Source organism: Kineosporia sp. NBRC 101677 (assembly GCF_030269265.1).
Lineage (GTDB): Bacteria > Actinomycetota > Actinomycetes > Actinomycetales > Kineosporiaceae > Kineosporia > Kineosporia rhizophila.
In genome coordinates, this window is the sequence record NZ_BSTA01000008.1 from 105,397 (window position 1) to 124,219 (window position 18,823).

At 71.2% G+C, this 18,823-nt stretch carries 15 protein-coding genes; 8 read left to right on the plus strand and 7 right to left on the minus strand.

Translation table 11 applies throughout. The annotated features are described in order from the left end of the window. Positions 1-11: 11 nt before the first annotated feature. From QSK18_RS23090 to QSK18_RS23105, 4 genes are read left to right on the plus strand one after another with little or no spacing between them, the layout of a single operon-like run. The gene (locus tag QSK18_RS23090) at positions 12-1,064 is read left to right on the plus strand and encodes a FecCD family ABC transporter permease (RefSeq protein WP_232809979.1); all 1,053 of its coding nucleotides are present in this window, start codon (positions 12-14) and stop codon (positions 1,062-1,064) included. Next, the gene (locus tag QSK18_RS23095; protein ID WP_285623144.1) at positions 1,061-2,107 is read left to right on the plus strand and encodes a FecCD family ABC transporter permease; all 1,047 of its coding nucleotides are present in this window, start codon (positions 1,061-1,063) and stop codon (positions 2,105-2,107) included. Before QSK18_RS23090 ends, QSK18_RS23095 begins: the two co-directional genes overlap by 4 nt. 19 nt (positions 2,108-2,126) lie before the next feature. Further along, on the plus strand, positions 2,127-2,945 hold the full coding sequence (locus QSK18_RS23100) for an ABC transporter ATP-binding protein (protein WP_285623147.1): 819 nt from the start codon (positions 2,127-2,129) through the stop codon (positions 2,943-2,945). A 53-nt stretch (positions 2,946-2,998) separates the two neighbouring features. Further along, positions 2,999-4,099 (plus strand): iron-siderophore ABC transporter substrate-binding protein, encoded by a 1,101-nt coding sequence (locus QSK18_RS23105; protein ID WP_232809976.1) that lies wholly within the window; start codon positions 2,999-3,001, stop codon positions 4,097-4,099. Positions 4,100-4,144: 45 nt separating this feature from the next. Here QSK18_RS23105 and QSK18_RS23110 read toward each other — a convergent pair whose 3' ends face one another. The 5 genes from QSK18_RS23110 to QSK18_RS23130 form a co-directional block, all read right to left on the minus strand. Next, positions 4,145-4,360, minus strand: a complete 216-nt coding sequence (locus QSK18_RS23110; protein WP_232809975.1) for an MbtH family protein — start codon at positions 4,358-4,360, stop codon at positions 4,145-4,147. Positions 4,361-4,574: 214 nt separating this feature from the next. Further along, entirely contained in the window at positions 4,575-10,040 is a 5,466-nt protein-coding gene (locus QSK18_RS23115; protein WP_285623153.1) for a condensation domain-containing protein, read from the minus strand. Positions 10,041-10,046: 6 nt separating this feature from the next. Then, positions 10,047-11,456: a lysine N(6)-hydroxylase/L-ornithine N(5)-oxygenase family protein gene (locus QSK18_RS23120; protein WP_232809973.1), complete on the minus strand. Its 1,410-nt coding sequence runs from the start codon at positions 11,454-11,456 to the stop codon at positions 10,047-10,049. Positions 11,457-11,648: 192 nt separating this feature from the next. Further along, positions 11,649-12,416 carry a YqjF family protein gene (locus QSK18_RS23125; RefSeq protein ID WP_232809972.1) on the minus strand — a complete coding sequence of 256 codons (768 nt, stop codon included), beginning with the start codon at positions 12,414-12,416 and terminating at the stop codon, positions 11,649-11,651. Between the two features lie 49 nt (positions 12,417-12,465). Next, on the minus strand, positions 12,466-13,296 hold the full coding sequence (locus tag QSK18_RS23130; RefSeq protein WP_232809971.1) for a PhzF family phenazine biosynthesis protein: 831 nt from the start codon (positions 13,294-13,296) through the stop codon (positions 12,466-12,468). Positions 13,297-13,425: 129 nt separating this feature from the next. Between QSK18_RS23130 and QSK18_RS23135 the strand changes: the two genes are divergently transcribed. The 4 genes from QSK18_RS23135 to QSK18_RS23150 all read left to right on the plus strand — a co-directional run bounded on the left by QSK18_RS23135 (position 13,426) and on the right by QSK18_RS23150 (position 16,791). Further along, positions 13,426-13,770, plus strand: coding sequence for an ArsR/SmtB family transcription factor (locus QSK18_RS23135; RefSeq protein ID WP_232809970.1), 345 nt, complete (start codon positions 13,426-13,428; stop codon positions 13,768-13,770). Continuing rightward, positions 13,770-14,201 carry an SRPBCC family protein gene (locus QSK18_RS23140; RefSeq protein ID WP_285623158.1) on the plus strand — a complete coding sequence of 144 codons (432 nt, stop codon included), beginning with the start codon at positions 13,770-13,772 and terminating at the stop codon, positions 14,199-14,201. The genes QSK18_RS23135 and QSK18_RS23140 overlap by 1 nt, the downstream gene beginning before the upstream one ends. A 163-nt stretch (positions 14,202-14,364) precedes the next feature. Further along, positions 14,365-14,892, plus strand: coding sequence for a hypothetical protein (locus QSK18_RS23145; RefSeq protein WP_232809968.1), 528 nt, complete (start codon positions 14,365-14,367; stop codon positions 14,890-14,892). 123 nt (positions 14,893-15,015) lie between these two features. Beyond that, positions 15,016-16,791, plus strand: coding sequence for a hypothetical protein (locus tag QSK18_RS23150; RefSeq protein WP_285623162.1), 1,776 nt, complete (start codon positions 15,016-15,018; stop codon positions 16,789-16,791). Between the two features lie 7 nt (positions 16,792-16,798). On the opposite strand, the gene QSK18_RS23155 is transcribed toward QSK18_RS23150, so the two are convergent. After that, positions 16,799-17,851, minus strand: coding sequence for a hypothetical protein (locus QSK18_RS23155; protein ID WP_232809966.1), 1,053 nt, complete (start codon positions 17,849-17,851; stop codon positions 16,799-16,801). After that, positions 17,848-18,606 carry a hypothetical protein gene (locus QSK18_RS23160; RefSeq protein WP_285623165.1) on the minus strand — a complete coding sequence of 253 codons (759 nt, stop codon included), beginning with the start codon at positions 18,604-18,606 and terminating at the stop codon, positions 17,848-17,850. The genes QSK18_RS23155 and QSK18_RS23160 overlap by 4 nt, the downstream gene beginning before the upstream one ends. Positions 18,607-18,823 lie beyond the last annotated feature (217 nt).

The window sequence follows — 18,823 nt, forward strand, 5'->3', positions numbered from 1 at the left end:
GAGGAGGTCGGATGGCGGTCACCGTCGATCTGCCGGAAGAGGCCCCGGTCGAGTCCCGTCAGCTCGGCGGCCGAACCTCGCTGCGCCTGGCCGGTCTGCTGGTCTCGCTCGCCCTGCTGGCGGTGGTGATGGTGGCCAGCCTGGCCTTCGGGGCCAAGTTCATCCCGTTCGGCGAGAGCTGGCGGCTGTGGTGGGACAACGACGGCTCCTCGAACGCCGCGATCATCCACGACCTGCGCCTGCCCCGCACGATGGTCGGCCTGCTGGTCGGCGCCGCCCTGGGGCTGTCCGGTGCACTGATGCAGGCGCTCACCCTCAACCCGCTGGCCGAGCCGGGTCTGCTCGGGGTGAACCTGGGCGCGTCCGCCGGGGTGGTGCTGGCGATCGCCTTCCTCGGCATCACCACGATCAGCGGCTACGTCTGGTTCGCCTTCGCCGGTGCCGCCCTCACCTCGGTCGTGGTGTTCCTGCTGGGCAACACCGGCCGCTCGGCCACCCCCGACCGGCAGATCCTGGCCGGGGTCGCGATCACCACGGTGATGGGCAGCGGCATCTACGCGATCCTGGTGCTGCGGCCGGAAGTCTTCAACAAGTACCGGTTCTGGGAGGTCGGCTCGCTCGGCGACGTCAGCGTCCCGGCCGCCTGGCGGGTGGCCCCGTTCGTGGTGGCCGGCCTGCTGCTGGCGCTCTCGCTCGGCCCGGCCCTGAACGCCCTGGCGATGGGCGAGGAGACCGGCCGGGCCCTGGGCGCCCACGTGATGCGCACCCGGCTGCTGGGGATGCTGGCGGTGACCCTGCTGTGCGGCGGCGCCACCGCGGTGGTCGGCCCGATCTGGTTCGTCGGTCTGGCCGTGCCGCACATGACCCGCATGTTCACCGGGCCCGACCAGCGCTGGATCCTGCTCTACTCGATGGTGCTGGCCCCGGTGCTGCTGCTGGCCGCCGACATCGTCGGCCGGGTGGTCACCGCCCCCTCGGAGCTGGAGGTGGGCATCGTCACCGCGTTCGTCGGTGCCCCGGTGTTCATCGTCCTGGCCCGTCGGCGCCGGCTGGCCCAGCTGTGAGCGCGCCCACCCACGAACGGGTCCTGAGCGGCCGGGTGGTGCGCAACGCCACCGGCTCGGTCTCGGCCCGCATCGACCTGCGGGCCACCACGGCCGTGCTGGTCATGCTGCTGCTCGCCCTCGCGATCGCCCTGCACAGCCTGGCCAGCGGCGACTTCGACGTGCCGCTGCCCGACGTGGTGCGCACCCTGCTGGGCCAGGAGACCGGCGGCGCCCAGTTCATCGTGCTGGACCTACGTCTGCCCCGGACGCTGACCGCGGTGCTGACCGGCGCCGCGCTCGGGGTCAGCGGGGCGATCTTCCAGAGCCTCACCCGTAACCCCCTGGGCAGCCCCGACTTCATCGGCCTGACCGTCGGGGCGTCGTCCGGCGCCCTGGTGGTGATCCTGGTGCTCGACGGCAGCACCAACCAGATCGCGGTGGGCGCGCTGATCGGCTGCACGGCCACCGCGCTGGCCATCTACCTGCTGGCCTACCGCCGGGGCGCGCAGAGTTTCCGGCTGATCCTGGTCGGCATCGGGATCGGCGCCATGCTCGACGCGTTCAACTCGTTCCTGATCACCCGGGCCCGCCTGGACGACGCGGTGGGCGCCCAGGTCTGGCTGATCGGCACGCTGAACGGCCGCTCCTGGGACCAGGTCCGGCCGCTGCTGCTGGCCGTGGTGGTCCTGCTCCCGCTGGCCTTCTGGCAGTCCCGGCACCTGAACATGCTCGCCCTCGGCGACGAGACCGCCACCGCCCTGGGGGTTCCGGTCGAGCGCACCCGCGGGCTGCTCTTCGCCTGTGCGGTGGCCCTGGCCGCGGTCGCCACGTCGGCGGCCGGGCCGATCGCGTTCGTCGCCCTGGCCGCCCCGCAACTGGCGGTGCGGGTGACCCGCAGCGCCGGCGCCGGTCTGGCCGGGGCCGCCGCGATGGGGGCGCTGCTGATGGTCACCAGCGACTGGGTGGCGCAGCGGGCGCTGCCCTCCGGCCCGGTGCCGGTCGGTATCGCCACCGGGCTGCTCGGCGGGGCGTACCTGTGCTGGTTGCTGATTCACGAATGACGGAAGGGTCGTTGATCTCATGAGCAGGCTTCGGGCCGAGAATTTGACCCTCGCCTACGACCAGCGGGTGGTCGCCGAGAACCTGGGCGTGTCGATCCCGGACGGCGAGTTCACCGTCATCGTCGGGCCGAACGCCTGCGGCAAGTCCACGCTGCTCAAAGCCCTGGCCCGGCTGCTCGGGCCGAAGGCCGGGCAGGTCTACCTGGACGAGAAGGAGATCGGCAGCTACTCCACCAAGCAGGTCGCGCACCGGCTCGGCATGCTGCCGCAGACCCCGATCGCCCCGAGCGGCATCACCGTGGGCGACCTGGTGGCCCGGGGGCGCTACGCGCACCAGTCGCTGCTGCGCCAGTGGTCCAAGCAGGACGAGGCCATCGTGGTTCAGGCGATGGAGCAGACCAGCGTGCACGACCTGTCCAAGCGCTACGTCGGCGAACTGTCCGGCGGGCAGCGCCAGCGGGTCTGGCTGGCTATGGTTTTGGCCCAGCAGACCCCGGTCCTGCTGCTCGACGAGCCCACCACGTTCCTCGACATCACCCACCAGGTGGAGGTTCTCGACCTCTGCGCCGACCTGCACGAGCAGGGCCGCACCCTGGTCGCCGTGCTGCACGACCTGAACCTGGCCACCCGCTACGCCACCCACCTGATCGCCATGCGCGAGGGCCGGATCGTGGCCGAGGGCGACCCGGCCGAGATCGTCACGGCCGCCATGGTCGAGGAGACCTTCGGCCTGAGGTGCCGGGTGGTCCCCGACCCGGAGACCGGCACCCCGCTGATCGTCCCGGCCGGCCGGGCCGCCCGCAGGTCCCGGCCCGGTCACGATCTGGCCAGTCGTTGAAAACGCGATCATCCGATCATTAGGGTAGGCATACCTAATTCACGGAGGTCTGCATGTCTGCCCGTCCCCTGCGACCCGGTCTGTCCCGGCGGGCGTTCGGCGCCACCGTCGCCACCGCCACCTTCGCCCTGATCGCCGCCTGCGGCAGCGACTCCGACGACTCCGGCAGCACCGGCGCCGGCTCGGGCGAGGGCACCGCGGCGGGCAGCGACGCGTTCCCGGTCTCGATCGAGCACAAGTTCGGCACCGCCGAGATCCCGGCCAAGCCCACCAAGGTGGTCGTGGTCGGCCTGGTCGAGCAGGACGCGCTGCTGGCCCTGGGCACCGTGCCGATCGCCACCACCAAGTGGTTCGGTGAGAACGAGGGCGCGATCTGGCCCTGGGCCAAGGACAAGCTCGGCTCCGGCGCCGTGCCGGAACTGCTCGACAGCACCGACGGCATCCAGTTCGAGAAGATCGCCGCCCTGCAGCCCGACCTGATCGTGGGCATGTACTCCGGTGTCACCCAGGAGGACTACGACAAGCTCGCGCAGATCGCGCCCACCGTGCTCGCCCCGAAGGACACCAACGACTACGCGGTCGCCTGGGACGTCATCACCCCCACCATCGGCCGGGCCCTGGGTCTCGAGGCCGAGGCGCAGAAGCTGGTCGACGAGGTGAACGCGCGGTTCGAGACGGCCCGGGCCGACAACCCCGGCTTCGCCGGGCAGACCGCGCTGATGGCCACGCTCTACGAGGGCTACTACGTCTACGCCGAGGAGGACCCGCGCGGGCAGTTCCTGAAGTCGCTCGGCTTCTCCCTGCCCGACGGCCTGGCCGAGGCGGTGGGCGAGGAGTTCGGCGCCAGCATCAGCAAGGAACGCATCGACCTGCTCGACACCGACGCCCTGGTCTGGCTGGTGCCCGACCCGGTCAAGGACAAGGCCGGTCTGGAGGCGGACGGGCTGTACAACAAGCTGGCGGTGAACACCGAGGGCCGCGCGGTCTACCTCTCCGACGGGACCGAGGGCGGCGCACCGCTTTCCGACCTGGGCGCGGCCACCTCGTTCGTCACCGTGCTGAGCCTGCCCTTCCTGATCGAGAACCTGGTGCCCCTGATCGCCCAGGCGGCCGACGGCGACCCGGCCACCGCGGTCGAGGACGAGAGCGCCTGATCCACCGGACTCCACCGGCGCCTCAGCAGGGCCGGTGGAATCCGTTCAGGAGTTGTCGTCCATGAAGTCGGCCAGACTCTGCGGGCGCAGGTCGGTCCAGTTCGCCTCGATGTACTCGACGCAGGCCGGGCGGCCCTGCGGGCCGAAGACACTGCGCCAGCCGGCCGGGACCTCGATGAAGCCGGGCCACAGGCTGTACTGGTTCTCCTCGTTCACCAGCACCAGGTAGCTGCCGTCGGGGTTCTCGAAGGGGTCGCTCACCGCTCTTCTCCATGGTCGTTCTCACGGGACTTTCCGCACTGCGGCACCGAGCGGGGCCACGGGGAGACGCAGAGGGGCCAGCACTCCCCTCGACGCGGGCATTCCCCCCGTGACCCGGCGCGATGCCGCGATCAGGTTCGACCACCTTCTCGACGTACTGCTCATCCTAGCGTAAACACTTGTACCGCAGGCAATATCCAAATGTGGCGAGAATCTACCCAGAGCCCGGCAGCACCTCCAGAACCCCGTCCGGCGACCATCGGGCCAGCTCTCCGGTGCGGTACATCCGCTGCCCGGTCTGGTAGGGGTCGGCCACGAAAGCGCCTGCGGTGAGGGCGAACCGGTTCACGTAGCCGTAGGCCAGTCCCGCCCCGGCCACGTACAGCCGTCCCGTCACCCCGGCCGGTACCGGCCGCAGCGCCTCGTCGAGCACGTAGGTGCGCACCCCGTCGAGCCGGTAGGCAGCGCGGCCACCGCCGGCCTCACCGTGCCAGCCGTACCCTTCCAGCGCGGCCTCCGGCAGCCCGTACAGGTGATGCACGGCCAACCCGGGAGCCTCGCACATCTGTTGCCAGACAGCCGGATCCACCGAACGTCCATGGATCAGCACCGTGGACAGCCCGGCCTCCAGCAACCCGGCCGGGAGCAGGCGGGCGAGATCGGCGGGAGTGGTGCAGAGCACGTCGACCGACGCCTCCCGCAGCCACCGCACCGTCGGCTCGATGGGCACGTGCAGCTCGTGCCCGGCCAGCATCCACAGCGCCGGCTCCCACCACGAGTCCTGCTCGAACGAGGCTCCCAGAGCCACCCGGCGGCGCGCCCCCTCCGTTCCGGGCCGATCCCGGTGCGAGGCGGCCAGGTTCACGATCGCCGCATGCGGCACCACCACACCTCCGGATCCCGGCGGGCAGACCAGGTACGCCGGCATGTCCGGCCCCAGCCTCCCGCCCCGGTCCGGATCGCTCAGCGGGGCGTCCGACTCGTCGCCTTCCAGCAACGACGCGGAATCGATGGTGAGAACCGGCCGGACCTCCTCGAGCAGGCCCGGCCGGTGTCCGGGATCGATGGTCAGGCAGGCCGCCCCGGTCTTCAGCACGGCCAGCACCGCCGGCAGCATCCAGGCCCGGTCGAGGTTCAGCGCGATCACCCGGCCCCGTAACGGACCGGCCCACAACAGCACCCGGGCCGCCCGGTTGGTCCAGGCCTCCAGCTCCTCGAACGTCCAGGTGCGCTCGGCGGTGACCAGGGCGACCGCCTGCGGCGAGCGACGAGCCTGCTGCGCCAGCAGGTCCACGACGGTCAGGCCCATGGTCTCGAGCGGCACCGGACCTCCGGCCGCCCATTCCCCGGTCAGCTTCGCGCGTTCGCCGTGCAGCAGGGCCTCGTACTGGCTGAGCCGCCGGGTCGGGGCCTGCGCGATCTGCTCCAGGACCCGCACCAGCCGGGCTCCCAGCAGCGCGGCGTCGGCCGCGTCGAACCGGTCGCTGCGATAGCCGATCGAGCCGTCCAGACCGTCCGGGCCGAGATCGCCCACCTCGAAGGCCAGGTCGGCCCGGCAGGTCGTGCGGTCGACGCGAACCGGCAGGCACGAGAGTCCGGGCAGCCGCAGCGCACCGTCTTCCGGCCCGCACCAGGTCACCGTGACCGCGGACTGCGGCGGGTCGAACAGGGCGTCCTGCCGGTCGAGCGCGGCCAGCGCGGTGTCGCGCACCTGAGCCAGAAGAGCGGTGAAGGCCGGATCTCCGGAAGCGTTCACCCGCAGCGGCAACACCCTCGCGAAGGCCCCGGCCATCTGCTCCGAAGCGGTCTCCGGACGCCCGTCGACCGGGAAGCCCAGCGGGATGTCCTCGCCCGCTCCGAGCTTGGCCAGCAGTACGGCCACGGCCGTCTGGATCAGCATGAGCATCGAACTGTCCTGCTCGGCCGCGACCTCCCGCAGCCGAACGGCCAGATCCGGCTCGATCAGGAACGGTTCGGCGCCACCCGCGAAACCGCTACGATCCGTTCCCGGCCGACCGGCCGGCAGGGCCAGTTGTTGCGGCATTCCGTCCAGATGCCGTTTCCAGTAGGTCTTTTGTTTTGAGGACGTTGCCTGGTTGCGTTCCAGCGCACGTTGCCAGAGCGCGAAGTCGGCATACTGCACCGGCAGCGGGGCCCACTGCGGAAGTCGGCCTCGGGAGCGAGCTGAGTAGGCGGCCGAGAGGTCGCCGAGCAGGATCGGCACGGAACGGTCGTCAGCGGCCAGGTGGTGCACCACGACCACCAGGACGTGCTCGTCCTCAGCAACACGGAAAAGCGTCGCCCGAAGCGGCGTCTCGACATCCGGTCGGAAGCAGTAGCGGCACTCCTGATCGATCAGGGCCTTCAACTCGGGCCGCCTTGCCTCGACCACCCGCAGCGCCGGCAGCTCAGCCTGCAACACCTGGTACGACACACCCCCGTGCTCGGTGACCACCGTGCGCAGAATCTCGAGTCGCTGGGCCAGATCAGCCACTGCCTGGCGCAGCGCCGGCTCGTCGACCGGCCCGATCAGGCGCCAGGCGGTCGGCCGGGTGAGGGTCTGCCCGTGCTCGATGCGGAACTGCTGCTGGGCCGACGACAGCGGAACCCGTTCCGGCCGCGGGCAGGCCGCCTGCAGACGGGGGCGGTCGGCGCGCCCTCGCACCGGCAGCCGCCGGGAAAGCCGCTCGACGTCGGGCGCGGCGAAGATGTCCCGCACGTCCACCTTCACCCCGAGTTCCGCCCGCAACCGCCCGGCCAACCGCATGGCCAGCAGCGAGTGCCCACCGAGCGCGAAGAAGTTCTCCCGGATGCCGACCTGTTCCATCCCCAGAACCTCGGCGAAGAGCTCGGCCACGGCCGTCTCGCGCTCGGTCCGGGGCGGCACCGGAACGGCTTCGGCGACGGCGGGCAGCGCAGCCAGATCAAGCTTTCCGCGACTGGTGAGGGGCAGCCGGTCGAGCATCACGATCGTCGAGGGGATCATGGCCGCGGGCAGGCGCCCGGCCAGGGCCGCCCGGATCTCCTCGGCCTGGGCCGGGCGGGTGGTGCTCAGGTAGGCGGCCAGCCGACCGTCCTCGCCGCTCACCACCGCGGCCTGGCTCACCAGGCGCAGGGCCCGGAGCGAGGCCTCGATCTCGCCGAGTTCCACCCGCATCCCGCGGATCTGGACCTGGCGGTCGGCGCGCCCGGCCAGTTCGAGCACCCCGCCCGCCGTCCACCGCGCCCGGTCGCCGGTGCGGTACATCCGCTCACCTTGCTGAAAGGGATCGGCCACGAAGCGTTCAGCGGTCTGCCCCGGCCGCTTCAGATACCCCAGCGCCAGACCCGGCCCAGCCACGTACACCTCGCCGGTGACCCCGGCCGGAACCGGGCGGAGAAACTCGTCCAGGACATAAGTCCGCACGCCGTCGACCCGGTAGGCCTTGCGCCGCCCGGCCCGGTCACTGACCCAGCCGTACGCGTCCACTGTTGTTTCGGTGGGTCCGTAGAGGTCGTGCACGCGTAGGCCCGGTTCCGCACAGACACGTTGCCACAGCGCCGGATCCATGGGCTCGCCGCCCACGGTGAGAAGCTTGAGCCGGCTCTCCAGCAGACCCGCCCCCACGAGTTCGGCCAGCTGCGAGGGAGTCAGGTCGAGGGCGTCCACACCGTGCTGGTCCACGTAGGTGATCAGAGCCTGCGGATCCTGGGAAATGCTTTCGGCGATCACGTGCAACTGGTGCCCGGCCACCGTCCAGAGCACCTGGTCCCAGGCAGCGTCGAAGCCGAACGAGTTCAGGTGGCCCAGCCGGAGCCGGCCGGGAAAGGCACTCATCAGATGACGTCGGTGGCTGGCCAGCAGGTTGCCCAGAGCCGCGTGGGTGGTCACCACCGCGCGGGGAACCCCGGTCGAGCCCGAGGTGTGCACCACGTAGGCGGGCATGGCCCCGGTGATCCGGGGAAGTTCCGAAGTGGCGGCGAACCAGGCGTTCTCGAGCTGTTCCACCGAACGGACGACCATGGCGGGCGAGACGTCGGACAGCATCAGGTAGGTGCGGGCGCTGGGGCCGGACTCGTCGAGGGCCAACGCGGCGGCCCCGGTCTTCATCACCGCCAGCAGGGCCGGCAGCATCCAGGCCCGCGGCAGGCAGACGGCGACCGTCTCACCCAGCAGGTCGTGGTGATGGTGGCGACGCAGCCCGGCGGCGACCCGGCTGCTCCACTCCTCCAGCTCGGCGTACGTCCAGCGCTGCACCTCGGTGACCAGCGCAACCGCGTCCGGGGTGGCACGGGCCTGGCGACTCAGGGCCTGAAGGACGGTTGCGGGCCGCGTACCGGGGTTTTCACCCAGGGCCCAGGAGCCGAGCAGCTTGGCCCGCTCCCCCTCCAGGAGCAGGTCGAGCCGCCCGGCTGAGGGAATACTAGCCTGCCCCAGTTGCCGAAGTACACCGACCAGACGCTGCAACACCTCGCGGGCTGCATCGGCGGTGAAGCGGTCGGCCGCGAATTCCAGCTCCAGAAGCAGCTTCTCACCGGGCCGCACGGCCAGCGAGAACGGATAGTGCGACGCGTCGCGGACCGCGACGCCGGCCACCTCCACGTCACCCACGCAGCGCGGCAGGTCACCGGCCGGGGACCGGTTCTCGAAAACCGTGATCGTGTCGAACAGCTCGCCCACTCCGGCGAGCCGCTGGATCGCGGTCAGACCGAGATGGTGATGCTCACCCAGCGCCCGGTGCCCGGCCTCCAGATTGCGCAGAAGCTCACCCACCGACTGCGCCGGATCGATCCGCACCCGCACCGGAACGGTGTTGCTGAACGACCCGACCATCTTCTCGACTCCGGGCAGTTCGGGCGGCCGCCCGCTGACGGTGGCCCCGAACACCACGTCCAGCGAACCGGTCAGCGCCGAGAGCACCAGCGCCCAGGCCCCGCGCACCACCGTGTCCAGGCCGACCCGCTCGTTCTCGGCGAAGGCCAGCAGCGGCCCGGCCTCCACCTCGGCCACCACGTGCCCGGGCAACTGGGTGGGCGCCGTGCGGTCGCCCGAGCCCCGGGTGCCCACCAGGGTGCCGTGTTCGAGACCGGCGAGCGCCTGGGCCCAGGCCGTGCCGGCGGCTTCCTGGTCGCGCCGGGCCAGCCAGTCCAGATACCGGCGATGGTCCGGCCCGGCGCCCGGCAGAACCCCGTCGGGGTCGGCGAGGGCCAGCAGCTCGTCCAGCAGCACCGGCATCGACCAGCCGTCGAGCAGCAGCTGGTGATACGTCAGAACCAGCCGGTGGCGCGCCGGGCCGAGCCGGTAGAGCGTGACCCGGGCCAGCGGGGCCAGCGAAGGGTCGAAACCGCGCAGCAGGTCGTGTTCCAGCAACCCGGCCAGTTCCTGCTCCACTGCGGCCGCACCGTGCCCGGCGGCCAGCAGCGCGCCGAGATCGATCTCCTGCCAGGGCAGCGCCACGTCCGGTTCCACCCGGGCGACGTTCTCGCCGCTCGGGAGCTGCTGGAAGGCGACCCGCAGATTCGGGTGCCGGTCGAGCAGGCCCTGCGCGGCCGAGCGCCAGCGGGCCGGGTCGGGTTCACCCTGCAGGTCCAGCACCAGCTGACCGGTGTACACGTCCGGGGTGTCGTCGGCGCGGTGCTGGACCTCGAAGAGCAGCCCCTCCTGCAGCGGGGTCAGCGGCAGGACCTCGGCGGCCGTCACCGTGGACTACCGCAGGAACTGGCGCAGCGCCGCCACCGGGGCCTTCGCCCCACCGGCCGACGGCTCGTCCACCTCGGCGGAGACGTTGCCGACCACCGAGCTCAGGATCTCGCCCGCGCGCACCGCGATGGTGGACAGCAGCGACGAGGACAGACCGTGCGTGTGCTCCGTCCCGCCCTGCAGATAGATGCCGGCCCGGATGCCCGGGGCGGTCTCCACCCGGTAGTCACGGCGGATCCGCAGCCGGCCGTTCTCGTCGGTCGGGCAGAGCCCGGCCAGGTCGCCGAGCAGCGGCCTCGGGTCGACCGGGTCGTAGCCGGTGGCGAAAACGGCCAGGTCTGCCTCGATCTCGACGCGGCGGTCGCTGGTCAGCGAGCGCACCGTGACCGCCACCTGACCGGCCTGCTCCCGCACCTGTTCCACCCGGGAGACGTTCAGCATGGTCAGGCGCTCACGGCCGTTGACCTTCTCCTGGTACGAACGCCGGTACAGCTCCTCGATCAGTTCCCCGTCCACCACCGAGTAGTTGGTGTTGGCGTGATAGTTCAGCAGCATCTGCCGGACCTCGGGCGAGGCGTCGAAGAAGTCGTCCACCGCGGCCGGGTCGAAGATGCGGTTGGCGAAGGGGCTGTCGTCGGCCGGGCTGTAGCCGTACCGCGAGAACACCGACACGATCTCGGCGTCGGCGAACCGCTCGTGCAGGAAGGCCGTCACCTCGGCGGCGCTCTGTCCGGCCCCCACCACCACGAACCGCTTGGCCGAGGCCGCGTCGATCTCCTCGACCCGGTGCAGCAGCTGGTGGTTGTGCCAGACGTGCTCGGAACCGGAGATGCCCTCGGGGAAGCGCGGTCGCAGACCGGTGCCGATCACCACGTTGCGCGCGCGGTAGGTGACCTCGCGGCCGTCGCCGTCGGGAGTGAGCTCGCGGGCGGTGACGTCGACCGCGACCACCTCGCCGTGACTGAGCACCGGCTCGAGCGCGACCACCTCGTGGCCCCAGTCGACCAGGTCGGCCACCCGCGCGGCGGCCCACTCCAGGTAGGCGTGGAACTCCACCCGCAGCGGGAAGAGCGTCTTGTGATTGATGAAGTCGACCAGCCGGCCGCATTCGTGCAGGTAGGCCAGGAAGCTGAACTGGCTGGCCGGATTGCGCAGGGTGACAAGGTCTTTGAGGAACGAGACCTGCATCGTGGCGTCGTCCAGCAGCATGCCACGGTGCCAGCCGAAGGTGGGCTGACGCTCGAAGAACCGCACCGCCACCCGCTCGGCGTCGCCGGCCCCGTCGTTGTGCTCCACCGCCGCGATGGCCAGCGCGAGGTTCGACGGGCCGAACCCGATCCCGATCAGGTCGTAGATCGGACGGTCCGGGTCGTCCACGGTTCCCGTGGCCGATCCGTCGGCAGACAGCGAGGTCATCTAGGTTCCTCCGGGACGCGCCGCGAGCCGGGCGCGTCGTCGCAGTGGGTGCACCGAGCATGGCCGGGCGTAGCGCCCGCATTACTTAGGTGAGGCTACCCTAATCGCTACCCGGAAGACATAGCCGAAGTGAGACAAGCCCGTTCCCCGAAGACCCTTGCCCGCCGACCGGCGCTCGGGTATTCGTGCGGGCTACTTCAGCCGCGGACCGAAGACCGAGTGCACGCCGGGTGAGAACAGCACACTGTCGGGGTTTCTCACTGCCAGGTCGGCGAAACCCGCGGCGCTCAGAATCTGGTCGTCGAACTGCTCCAGCACTGCCCGGTGCAACGGCCAGGTCTTGTGCGCGTTCGGCCAGTAGTAGCCGGACTGGTGCAGCCCCCAGCGCGCGGTCATCCAGTTCTCCGCCTCGGAGGGTGCTTCGACCCGGCCGCCGACCCGCACGGAGATCTTCGAGGTGGCCGTGTGCTGGGCGCCGCCCACTCCCGCGCGGCGCACGGTTGCGCTCGTGGCCAGTTTTCCTGCGTACGGACGTCGGGCGCAGGTATACGTGACCAGGTCACCTTTGCGCTCGTACCCCATGGAGGACCATAAGTACGGCAGTCGTGCGGCGCGGGCGACGAGAACCGGCACCAGACGTTCGGCGTCCAGACTCACGAACACGACCCCGCGCCGTCCTTTGTCGTCCACGGAGTACAGACGGACGTTTGTCTCGAGGAAGTCTCCGAAGTACGGAACGCCCGGCGAACCGAGCAGACCCACGCCGCGCATGCGGAAGGGCACCAGTCCCACGTAGGTCTGCCCCTCGATCACGTCGGGACGGACACCGGGCGGAAGGTAGGGCGCGACCCGCTCCGGATCGACGGCCCAGTGCAGGAACGTCAGGTCGGCCCAGGTCTGGGTGAACACGGTGCGCCCAACCCGGCGCGGGGCCAACGGCGTGACGGCCTCGATGTCCATACCGACGATGCTACGAGCCGGCCCGAAAGACCTCCCGGTGACCCGGCTCCTAGACCGCGATCGTGCCCCGGATCACGGCCACGGCCTCGCCACCGATCCAGTTCTGCTCCCCCAGAGCCACCGAGATCCGCCCGTCCCGGCCCCGGTGCCGGCCCTGGAACGCCTGATACCCGGACCCCAGCGCGATGTCCAGACCACTGAGCTGCACGTGCCGGGCCACGCAGGCGTTGCCGCTGCCGCAGACCGGGTCCTCGGTCAGGCCGTTGCCGTCGTCGAAGAACGAGCGCACGTGCAGGTCACCGGTCTCGTCCACGGCGTAGAGGGTGAAGTCGGGGGTGTGGGCCGCGAGCTCGGCGTAGGCCTGGCGGTCCGGCTCCAGCGAGTTCAGGTCGTCGATCGTGACCCGGGCGGTCAGCCAGCGCGGGCCGATCCCGATGATCGTCGGCTGGTCCGCCTTCACCCCGCCCAGGGTGCGGCGGAACAGCTCCTCGTCCGCGAACGGTTCCTCCGACACCGGTGCCGGGGCCGCGAAAGCCAGGGCACCCCCGTCCAAAAGCCGGAGTTCGACCAGACCGGCGGCACATTCCTGGACCCACGACGAACCCGGCTCGAGCAACCCCGCATCCAGGAGCGCGGCGCAGGTGCCGATGGTCGGGTGCCCGGCGAAGGGCAGTTCCCGGCTGGTGGTGAAGATCCGGGCCCGGTAGCCGGCCTCGGCCGTGGTGGGCGGCAGCACGAACGTGGTCTCGGACAGGTTGGTCCAGTTGGCCAGCCGCTGCATCTGTTCGGTCGACAGCCCTTCGCCGTCGAGGACGACTGCGACCGGATTCCCCCGGCCCGGCTGGGAAGTGAACACGTCGACCTGGGCGAATCTGCGCATGCTCACCACAGTGCCGTCGGCGGTGCTGGGGCGACACGGCCAATCCGGCGTCTCTGGCCTTGTGTCCGTCTTCACCGGCTGCTACTTTACCAATCAGTTGATTAACCAATCGGTGAAGTAAGGAGGGTCGTGGCCACCGACCAGCTCAGCCTGACCTTCGCCGCCCTGGCCGATCCGACCCGGCGGGCGATCCTGGCCCAGCTGATGGAGGGCGAGGCGACCGTGGGCGAACTCGCCGCTCCGCACGACATGACGCTCCCGGCCGTCTCCAAGCACCTGAAGGTGCTGGAGCGGGCCAACCTCATCTCCCGCGGCCGCACGGCGCAGTGGCGTCCGTGCCACCTGGAGGCCCAGCCGCTGCAGGAGGCGACCGGCTGGCTGGAGCGCTACCGGCAGTTCTGGGACGAGAGCTGGACCCGGCTCGACGCCCACCTCAAGGCCCTGCAGAACCCCGACCCGAAGGAGAACACCTGATGCCCACCCGTGAGCTCACCCTGACCCGCACCTTCGACGCGCCGCAGCAGCTGGTCTGGGACGCGTACACGGTTCCCGAGCAGCTCGCCCGCTGGTGGGGCCCGCAGGGCCTGCACACCCCGGTCGAGAAGATCACCGTCGACCTGCGCGAGGGCGGTGCCTTCAACCTGACCATGGTCGACGGCGAGGGCAACGAGTACCCCTCGGAGATGACCATCCGCTCGCTGCGGCCGATCGACGAACTGGTCTACGGCTGGGGCGGCCAGCGCGGGCTGGGCGGTGGCGAGATCACCGTGACCCTCAGCGACGACGGCGGAAAGACCCGGCTGGTGCAGCACTTCGTCGGTGAGGCCACCGACGAGATGTTCCCGATGATGGAGCAGGGCACCAACGAACAGCTCGACAAGCTGGTTGCGCTGCTCTCGTCCTGACCTTCCCGTGTCTTCCTGCCGGGCCGGCTCCTTCCACAGGTCACCGGCCCACAGGAAGGCCGGTTCGTCCACAGGCCGCGATTCTGTGGACAACTTTCGGGGCGGTCTCGGCGACCGGTCCACCCTTGGTCCCAGCGGAAGCTACCGGGGGAAGGACCTTTCGATGACCAACCACGAAATGCAGCGCTACCTCGACCATCTGGCCCAGCTGCCGGACTCGCCCGAGCTGGCCGACCAGGCCGACCGGGCCGAGGCCGGCCCAGGGGCGGCGGGCGTGCCGCAGATCCAGCTGGACGTGGCCTCGGGGGCGGGGCAGCGGCTGCGCCGGGTGCACACCAACGGTCTCTGGTGGGCCGGCCTGCCCGAGCTGTTCATCGATCCCCCGCCCGGCTACCACCCCGGCTCCGACCGCGGCTGGGCCCGCCTGGCGTTCCTGCTCGCCTCCGCCCTGGTCTGCCTCGGGCACGAGCTGCGCCGGGCCGAGAACTTCGAGATCCCGCCGCACCAGGACGTCTTCCACGAAGCACCGGTGCGCTTCTGGCTGGCCGGGGCCGAGCCGCCCGACGATGAACTGATCAGTGCCCTGGGCACACTGGTGCACACGGTGATCCGGGTGGAGTGCTCGCTCTGGGCCACCGAGCCGGACGAGAGCTGCCTGAGTCCGGTGGGCCCGGGCCCCCGCACCGGCTGACCGATGCCCCGCCCGCACCACCCATCGTGGTCGGGCGAACACTCACAGACTGGTACGCACCGCTGCTTCGTGGCATATTCGGGCGCTCGGGGACTGCAGACGCCACACGGCTGGGGGTCGCTAGTGAGGTTCGCTGTCACGCTGCGGGACGGGAGGGCGGCCGGTACCCAGACCGAGGCGCTCGTCGACGCACATCCGGAATCCGCGCTGGCGGCGCTGCTCCCCCACCTGCTGGCGGCGCTCGACGACGACACCGATCCGGCCCAGGCGGGGCGGCTCGCGGTGTGGGTGGACGGGCGGCGGGCCGAGGTGGCCGAGGCCGGGGACACGTTGCGCTCGGCCGGGGTCCGGCCGGGCTGTGTCATCGAGCTGCACGCACACGAGGAGCACCCCACGCCCCCGCCCACCGGGGTGGCCGAGATCCGGGTGGTGAACGGCCCGGGGGCGGGACGGGTGCACCGGCTGGGGCTCGGGCAGACGGTGATCGGTCACGAGGCGCCCGGGCTCGACCTGCCGGATGCGGACCTGCCGGCCGACGCGCTCACGGTGAGCGCCCGGCCGGGCGGTCAGGTGGAGGTGATTCCGGGCGCCGGCAGCACCTTCCGGCTCGACGGGCAGGAACGGGGCGAGCGGTGCGAGTGGCCGCACGGGGTGTACCTGCAGGTCTCGCAGACCGTCCTGGAGCTGACCGCGATCAGTGAGGCGGATGCCGACTTCCAGGCGTTCGAAGGCGGTCTGGGGCTGGAGTTGTTCCGGCACACCCGTTCGGCCCGGCCCCGCAGCGGCGCGCGGTTCGTCCTGCCCGCCCGCCCGGCCGGCGGCCGTTCGGTCCCGGGCCGGGAACAGCGGCGGCTGCTCGACCAGTGGCTGCGGGACCGGGAGAAGACGCGGGAAGAGATCCTGAGCACGCTGGCCCGGGAGACCCGCGAGCGACGGGAGGCCACGCCCGATCCGGCGGTCACGCTGCTGAGCGCGGTCGGGCCGGGACGCCGCCTGTGGGAACGACTTCCGCTCGACGACGACTGGCTGCAACTGCGGCTCGGGCTGGCCCCGCAACCGCCGCGCACGGTCATCGACGACCGCGACTCCGGAGCTCCGCTACGGGGCGGACCCACGCGTTTTCGCACGCAGCCGCCCGAGACCCTGCCCAGTCTGCTCGCCGATGTCCCGGTCACGCTGAACCTGCAGGCGGTCGGTGTGCTCGGCGTGGTCGGCAAACCGTCGGTCGCCTTCGGCACGACACGCTGGTTGCTGGCCCAGTGCGCGGCTTTCCACGCTCCGCGGGAGCTGCGGATCGCCGTGCTCACCGGGCACGACTACGCCGCCCGCCGGCGCTGGGAGTGGGTGTCCCGGCTGCCGCACGCCCGGCCGGACGAGGCCTCGGGGGTGTCGGTGCTGATCGGCAACGACCACGACTCGATCGAGCGGCGGCTGCTGGAACTGGGCAGCCTGATCGACGAGCGCCTGCGGCAGCGCCTGCCCCCGGGCCAGCGGGTGACGGCCTCGCCCGAGGTCGTCGTGGTCTTCGACGGCATCCGCCGGCTGTCCGAGGTGCCGGGCGTGCTGCCCCTGCTGGAAGAGGGCGCCAACGCGGGGGTTCACGCCATCTGCCTGGACGAGGACGAGCAGGCCCTGCCGGAGGTCTGCCGGGCCGTGGTGCTGTGCGACTCCGAGGGCGAGATCGCCTTCCGCCGGGCCCAGTCGCCGGTGCTGGACGGGATCCGGCCGGACCTGGTGGAGGCGGCCTGGGCCGAGAAGCTGTCCCGCTCGGTCGCGGCGGTACGGATGGCTGCGGTCAACCGGCCGCCCGACCCCGCCCCGCCGGCCGAGCCGTACGCCTGGCCGATCGGGTGGGACGACGTCGGTTACCCGGCCCCGTCCCGCCCGCCGACCTCCTGAAGGTCTGTCAGGGCTCCACCACGTTCTGCACCTCGGCCACCGGGATCAGCTCGGTGATCTCGTTGGCCAGCGGCGCGAGGTCACCCCCGCCGCCGTCGGAACCCACCCACTCGGCCGCCCACGCGGTGGACGCCTGCACCGGGTAGCCCCCGGGGTAACCGGTTGAGGCGCGGGTGAACTCGACCGTGCAGGCCCCGTCCTCGTCGAGACCGGGCGCGTACTCGCGCAACGCGACCTCGGGCGGGCAGAGCTTGTGCCCACCGGGCCAGTCGAGGTTGAGGCCGCCGGTGGTGGCGGTGACCTCGGCCCAGACCGGATCTGCGGCCCCGACCACCTCGGCCCGGATGAACCGCTCCCCGGCCTCGCCGCCGACCGCCTCCGGATCGGTGACCCAGAAGAACGTGGGCAGGCCGACCAGCGTGGCGTCGTCGGTGTCGCGGACCTTGGGGTTGCGTTCGATGTCGGGATCGGGGATCTGCAGGTTGTCGCGCGCGGCCTCGGCCAGTTCCTCCGGCGTCACCATCGGCGCGGGGACCGGGGCCCCGGCCCCGAAGGCGCGGTAGAGGAAGATCGACCAGTTGTCGTTCTCGCCGGCGATCGGGTTGTCGTCGCCGTAGTCCTCGGCGCCGAGGCCGTAGTCGACGTAGTCGCGCGGGTCCTTGCAGTAGGCCTTGTACCAGGACAGGTCCTGACCGGCCGCCTCGCGGGCGGCTGCGTCCTCCCAGACCTGGCGGGTGCCGTACTGGTCGAAGATGCCCGGGCTCTGTACGCCCCCGGTCACCCCGTCGTACCAGTCGAGCATGGCGGCCGCGTCCTGGTAGTTGCCGGTGGCCGGCTCCCACCAGCAGACCGGGTGCAGATTCACCGAGATCGTGCTGCCCCCGCCCTCGCCACCGCCCGGGGCGGCATTGCCGCTGAAGTGCACCTGCACCGACACCGAGTACCCCCCGGGCTCGACCTCGCCCGGGGTCTGGTCGGCCCGCGCCCCCGTGGCCGGGGCCAGCACGGCCAGCGGTACCGCGGCCACCGCCACCGCCGCCGCGAGGCGCCGGCCGCTCACTTCTGCCACCCCGAACAAGCCGGGACCTTCTTCTCGGGCCACGACGTGACCCGCCAGACCCCCTGCGCGAACTTCACTTTCATGCTGATCAGCACTCCTCCGGGAGGCGGCACGAGCACATGGCCGTTCTCGTCCACCTCGGCGGTGGAGTCGAAGTGGCAACCGGTCACGGTGGCGAGGTCTCCCCGGACCTTCACCGACGAGACGTTCACGACGAACCGGCCGGTGGAGCGACGGCCGGCGGCCTGCTGACTGAGGGCCCGTTCCCGGGCACTGCTCACCGCCTGGCCGGTGGCGACGGCAGCCAGGCCGTTCTCGTCGACCTGCCAGGTGTTGGACAACTGCACGCGCTGGGCCATGTACCCGACGACCGCCTCGACCGCGCCGCGGGCCTGCCGGGTGCGCGCCTTCACCTTGCCCTTCTCCACCCAGGCACCCTCGCCGGCCACGTCGGCCGGCGTGTAGGTGACAGCAGTGGACGCCGGGCTGGACAACGGGGAAGCGGTGGGTACCGGACCGCTCCCGGTGGGCGACGAGGTCGCGTTCTTCTCGCCCCCGCCCGAGCCGCTCGGGTCGTTCTCGCCGCTCTGGTCTCCGGCCTGGGACTCCGGGCCGGGACCCATCGCTCCGGACGCCTGCCCGGACTGGTATTCGGGCAGGTCGTACGGGTTGTCCGAACCGCACGCGGTGAGGCTCGCGAGGGACAGCACCGCTACCGCGAAGGCTGCGTATACCACGCCTGGAAGGCGCTTCATGCCAGCTCCGGCTCCTTCTGTACTCACAAGTAGGGCTTATCGCCCAGTCGACGCGAATCGCCGCATCAATCGTTTCCTAACCATGACATCCCGATTAGTGCATAAGGTGCCTCAAGATGGCATTATCGTCACGCTTCGTGGAGTGCCCAGAGCATTGGCGTCACGGGTGATCGCGATCAGCACCGAGGCGTGTCGGCTGCGTGATCGGAGCGCCCAT

Coding starts and splice junctions, on each gene's coding strand:
- QSK18_RS23090 (WP_232809979.1), top strand. CDS start 12: ATGGCGGTCACCGTCGATCTGCCGGAAGAGGCCCCGGTCGAGTCCCGT.
- QSK18_RS23100 (WP_285623147.1), top strand. CDS start 2,127: ATGAGCAGGCTTCGGGCCGAGAATTTGACCCTCGCCTACGACCAGCGG.
- QSK18_RS23105 (WP_232809976.1), top strand. CDS start 2,999: ATGTCTGCCCGTCCCCTGCGACCCGGTCTGTCCCGGCGGGCGTTCGGC.
- QSK18_RS23120 (WP_232809973.1), bottom strand. CDS start 11,456: ATGACCTCGCTGTCTGCCGACGGATCGGCCACGGGAACCGTGGACGAC.
- QSK18_RS23125 (WP_232809972.1), bottom strand. CDS start 12,416: ATGGACATCGAGGCCGTCACGCCGTTGGCCCCGCGCCGGGTTGGGCGC.
- QSK18_RS23130 (WP_232809971.1), bottom strand. CDS start 13,296: ATGCGCAGATTCGCCCAGGTCGACGTGTTCACTTCCCAGCCGGGCCGG.
- QSK18_RS23140 (WP_285623158.1), top strand. CDS start 13,770: ATGCCCACCCGTGAGCTCACCCTGACCCGCACCTTCGACGCGCCGCAG.
- QSK18_RS23145 (WP_232809968.1), top strand. CDS start 14,365: ATGACCAACCACGAAATGCAGCGCTACCTCGACCATCTGGCCCAGCTG.
- QSK18_RS23160 (WP_285623165.1), bottom strand. CDS start 18,606: ATGAAGCGCCTTCCAGGCGTGGTATACGCAGCCTTCGCGGTAGCGGTG.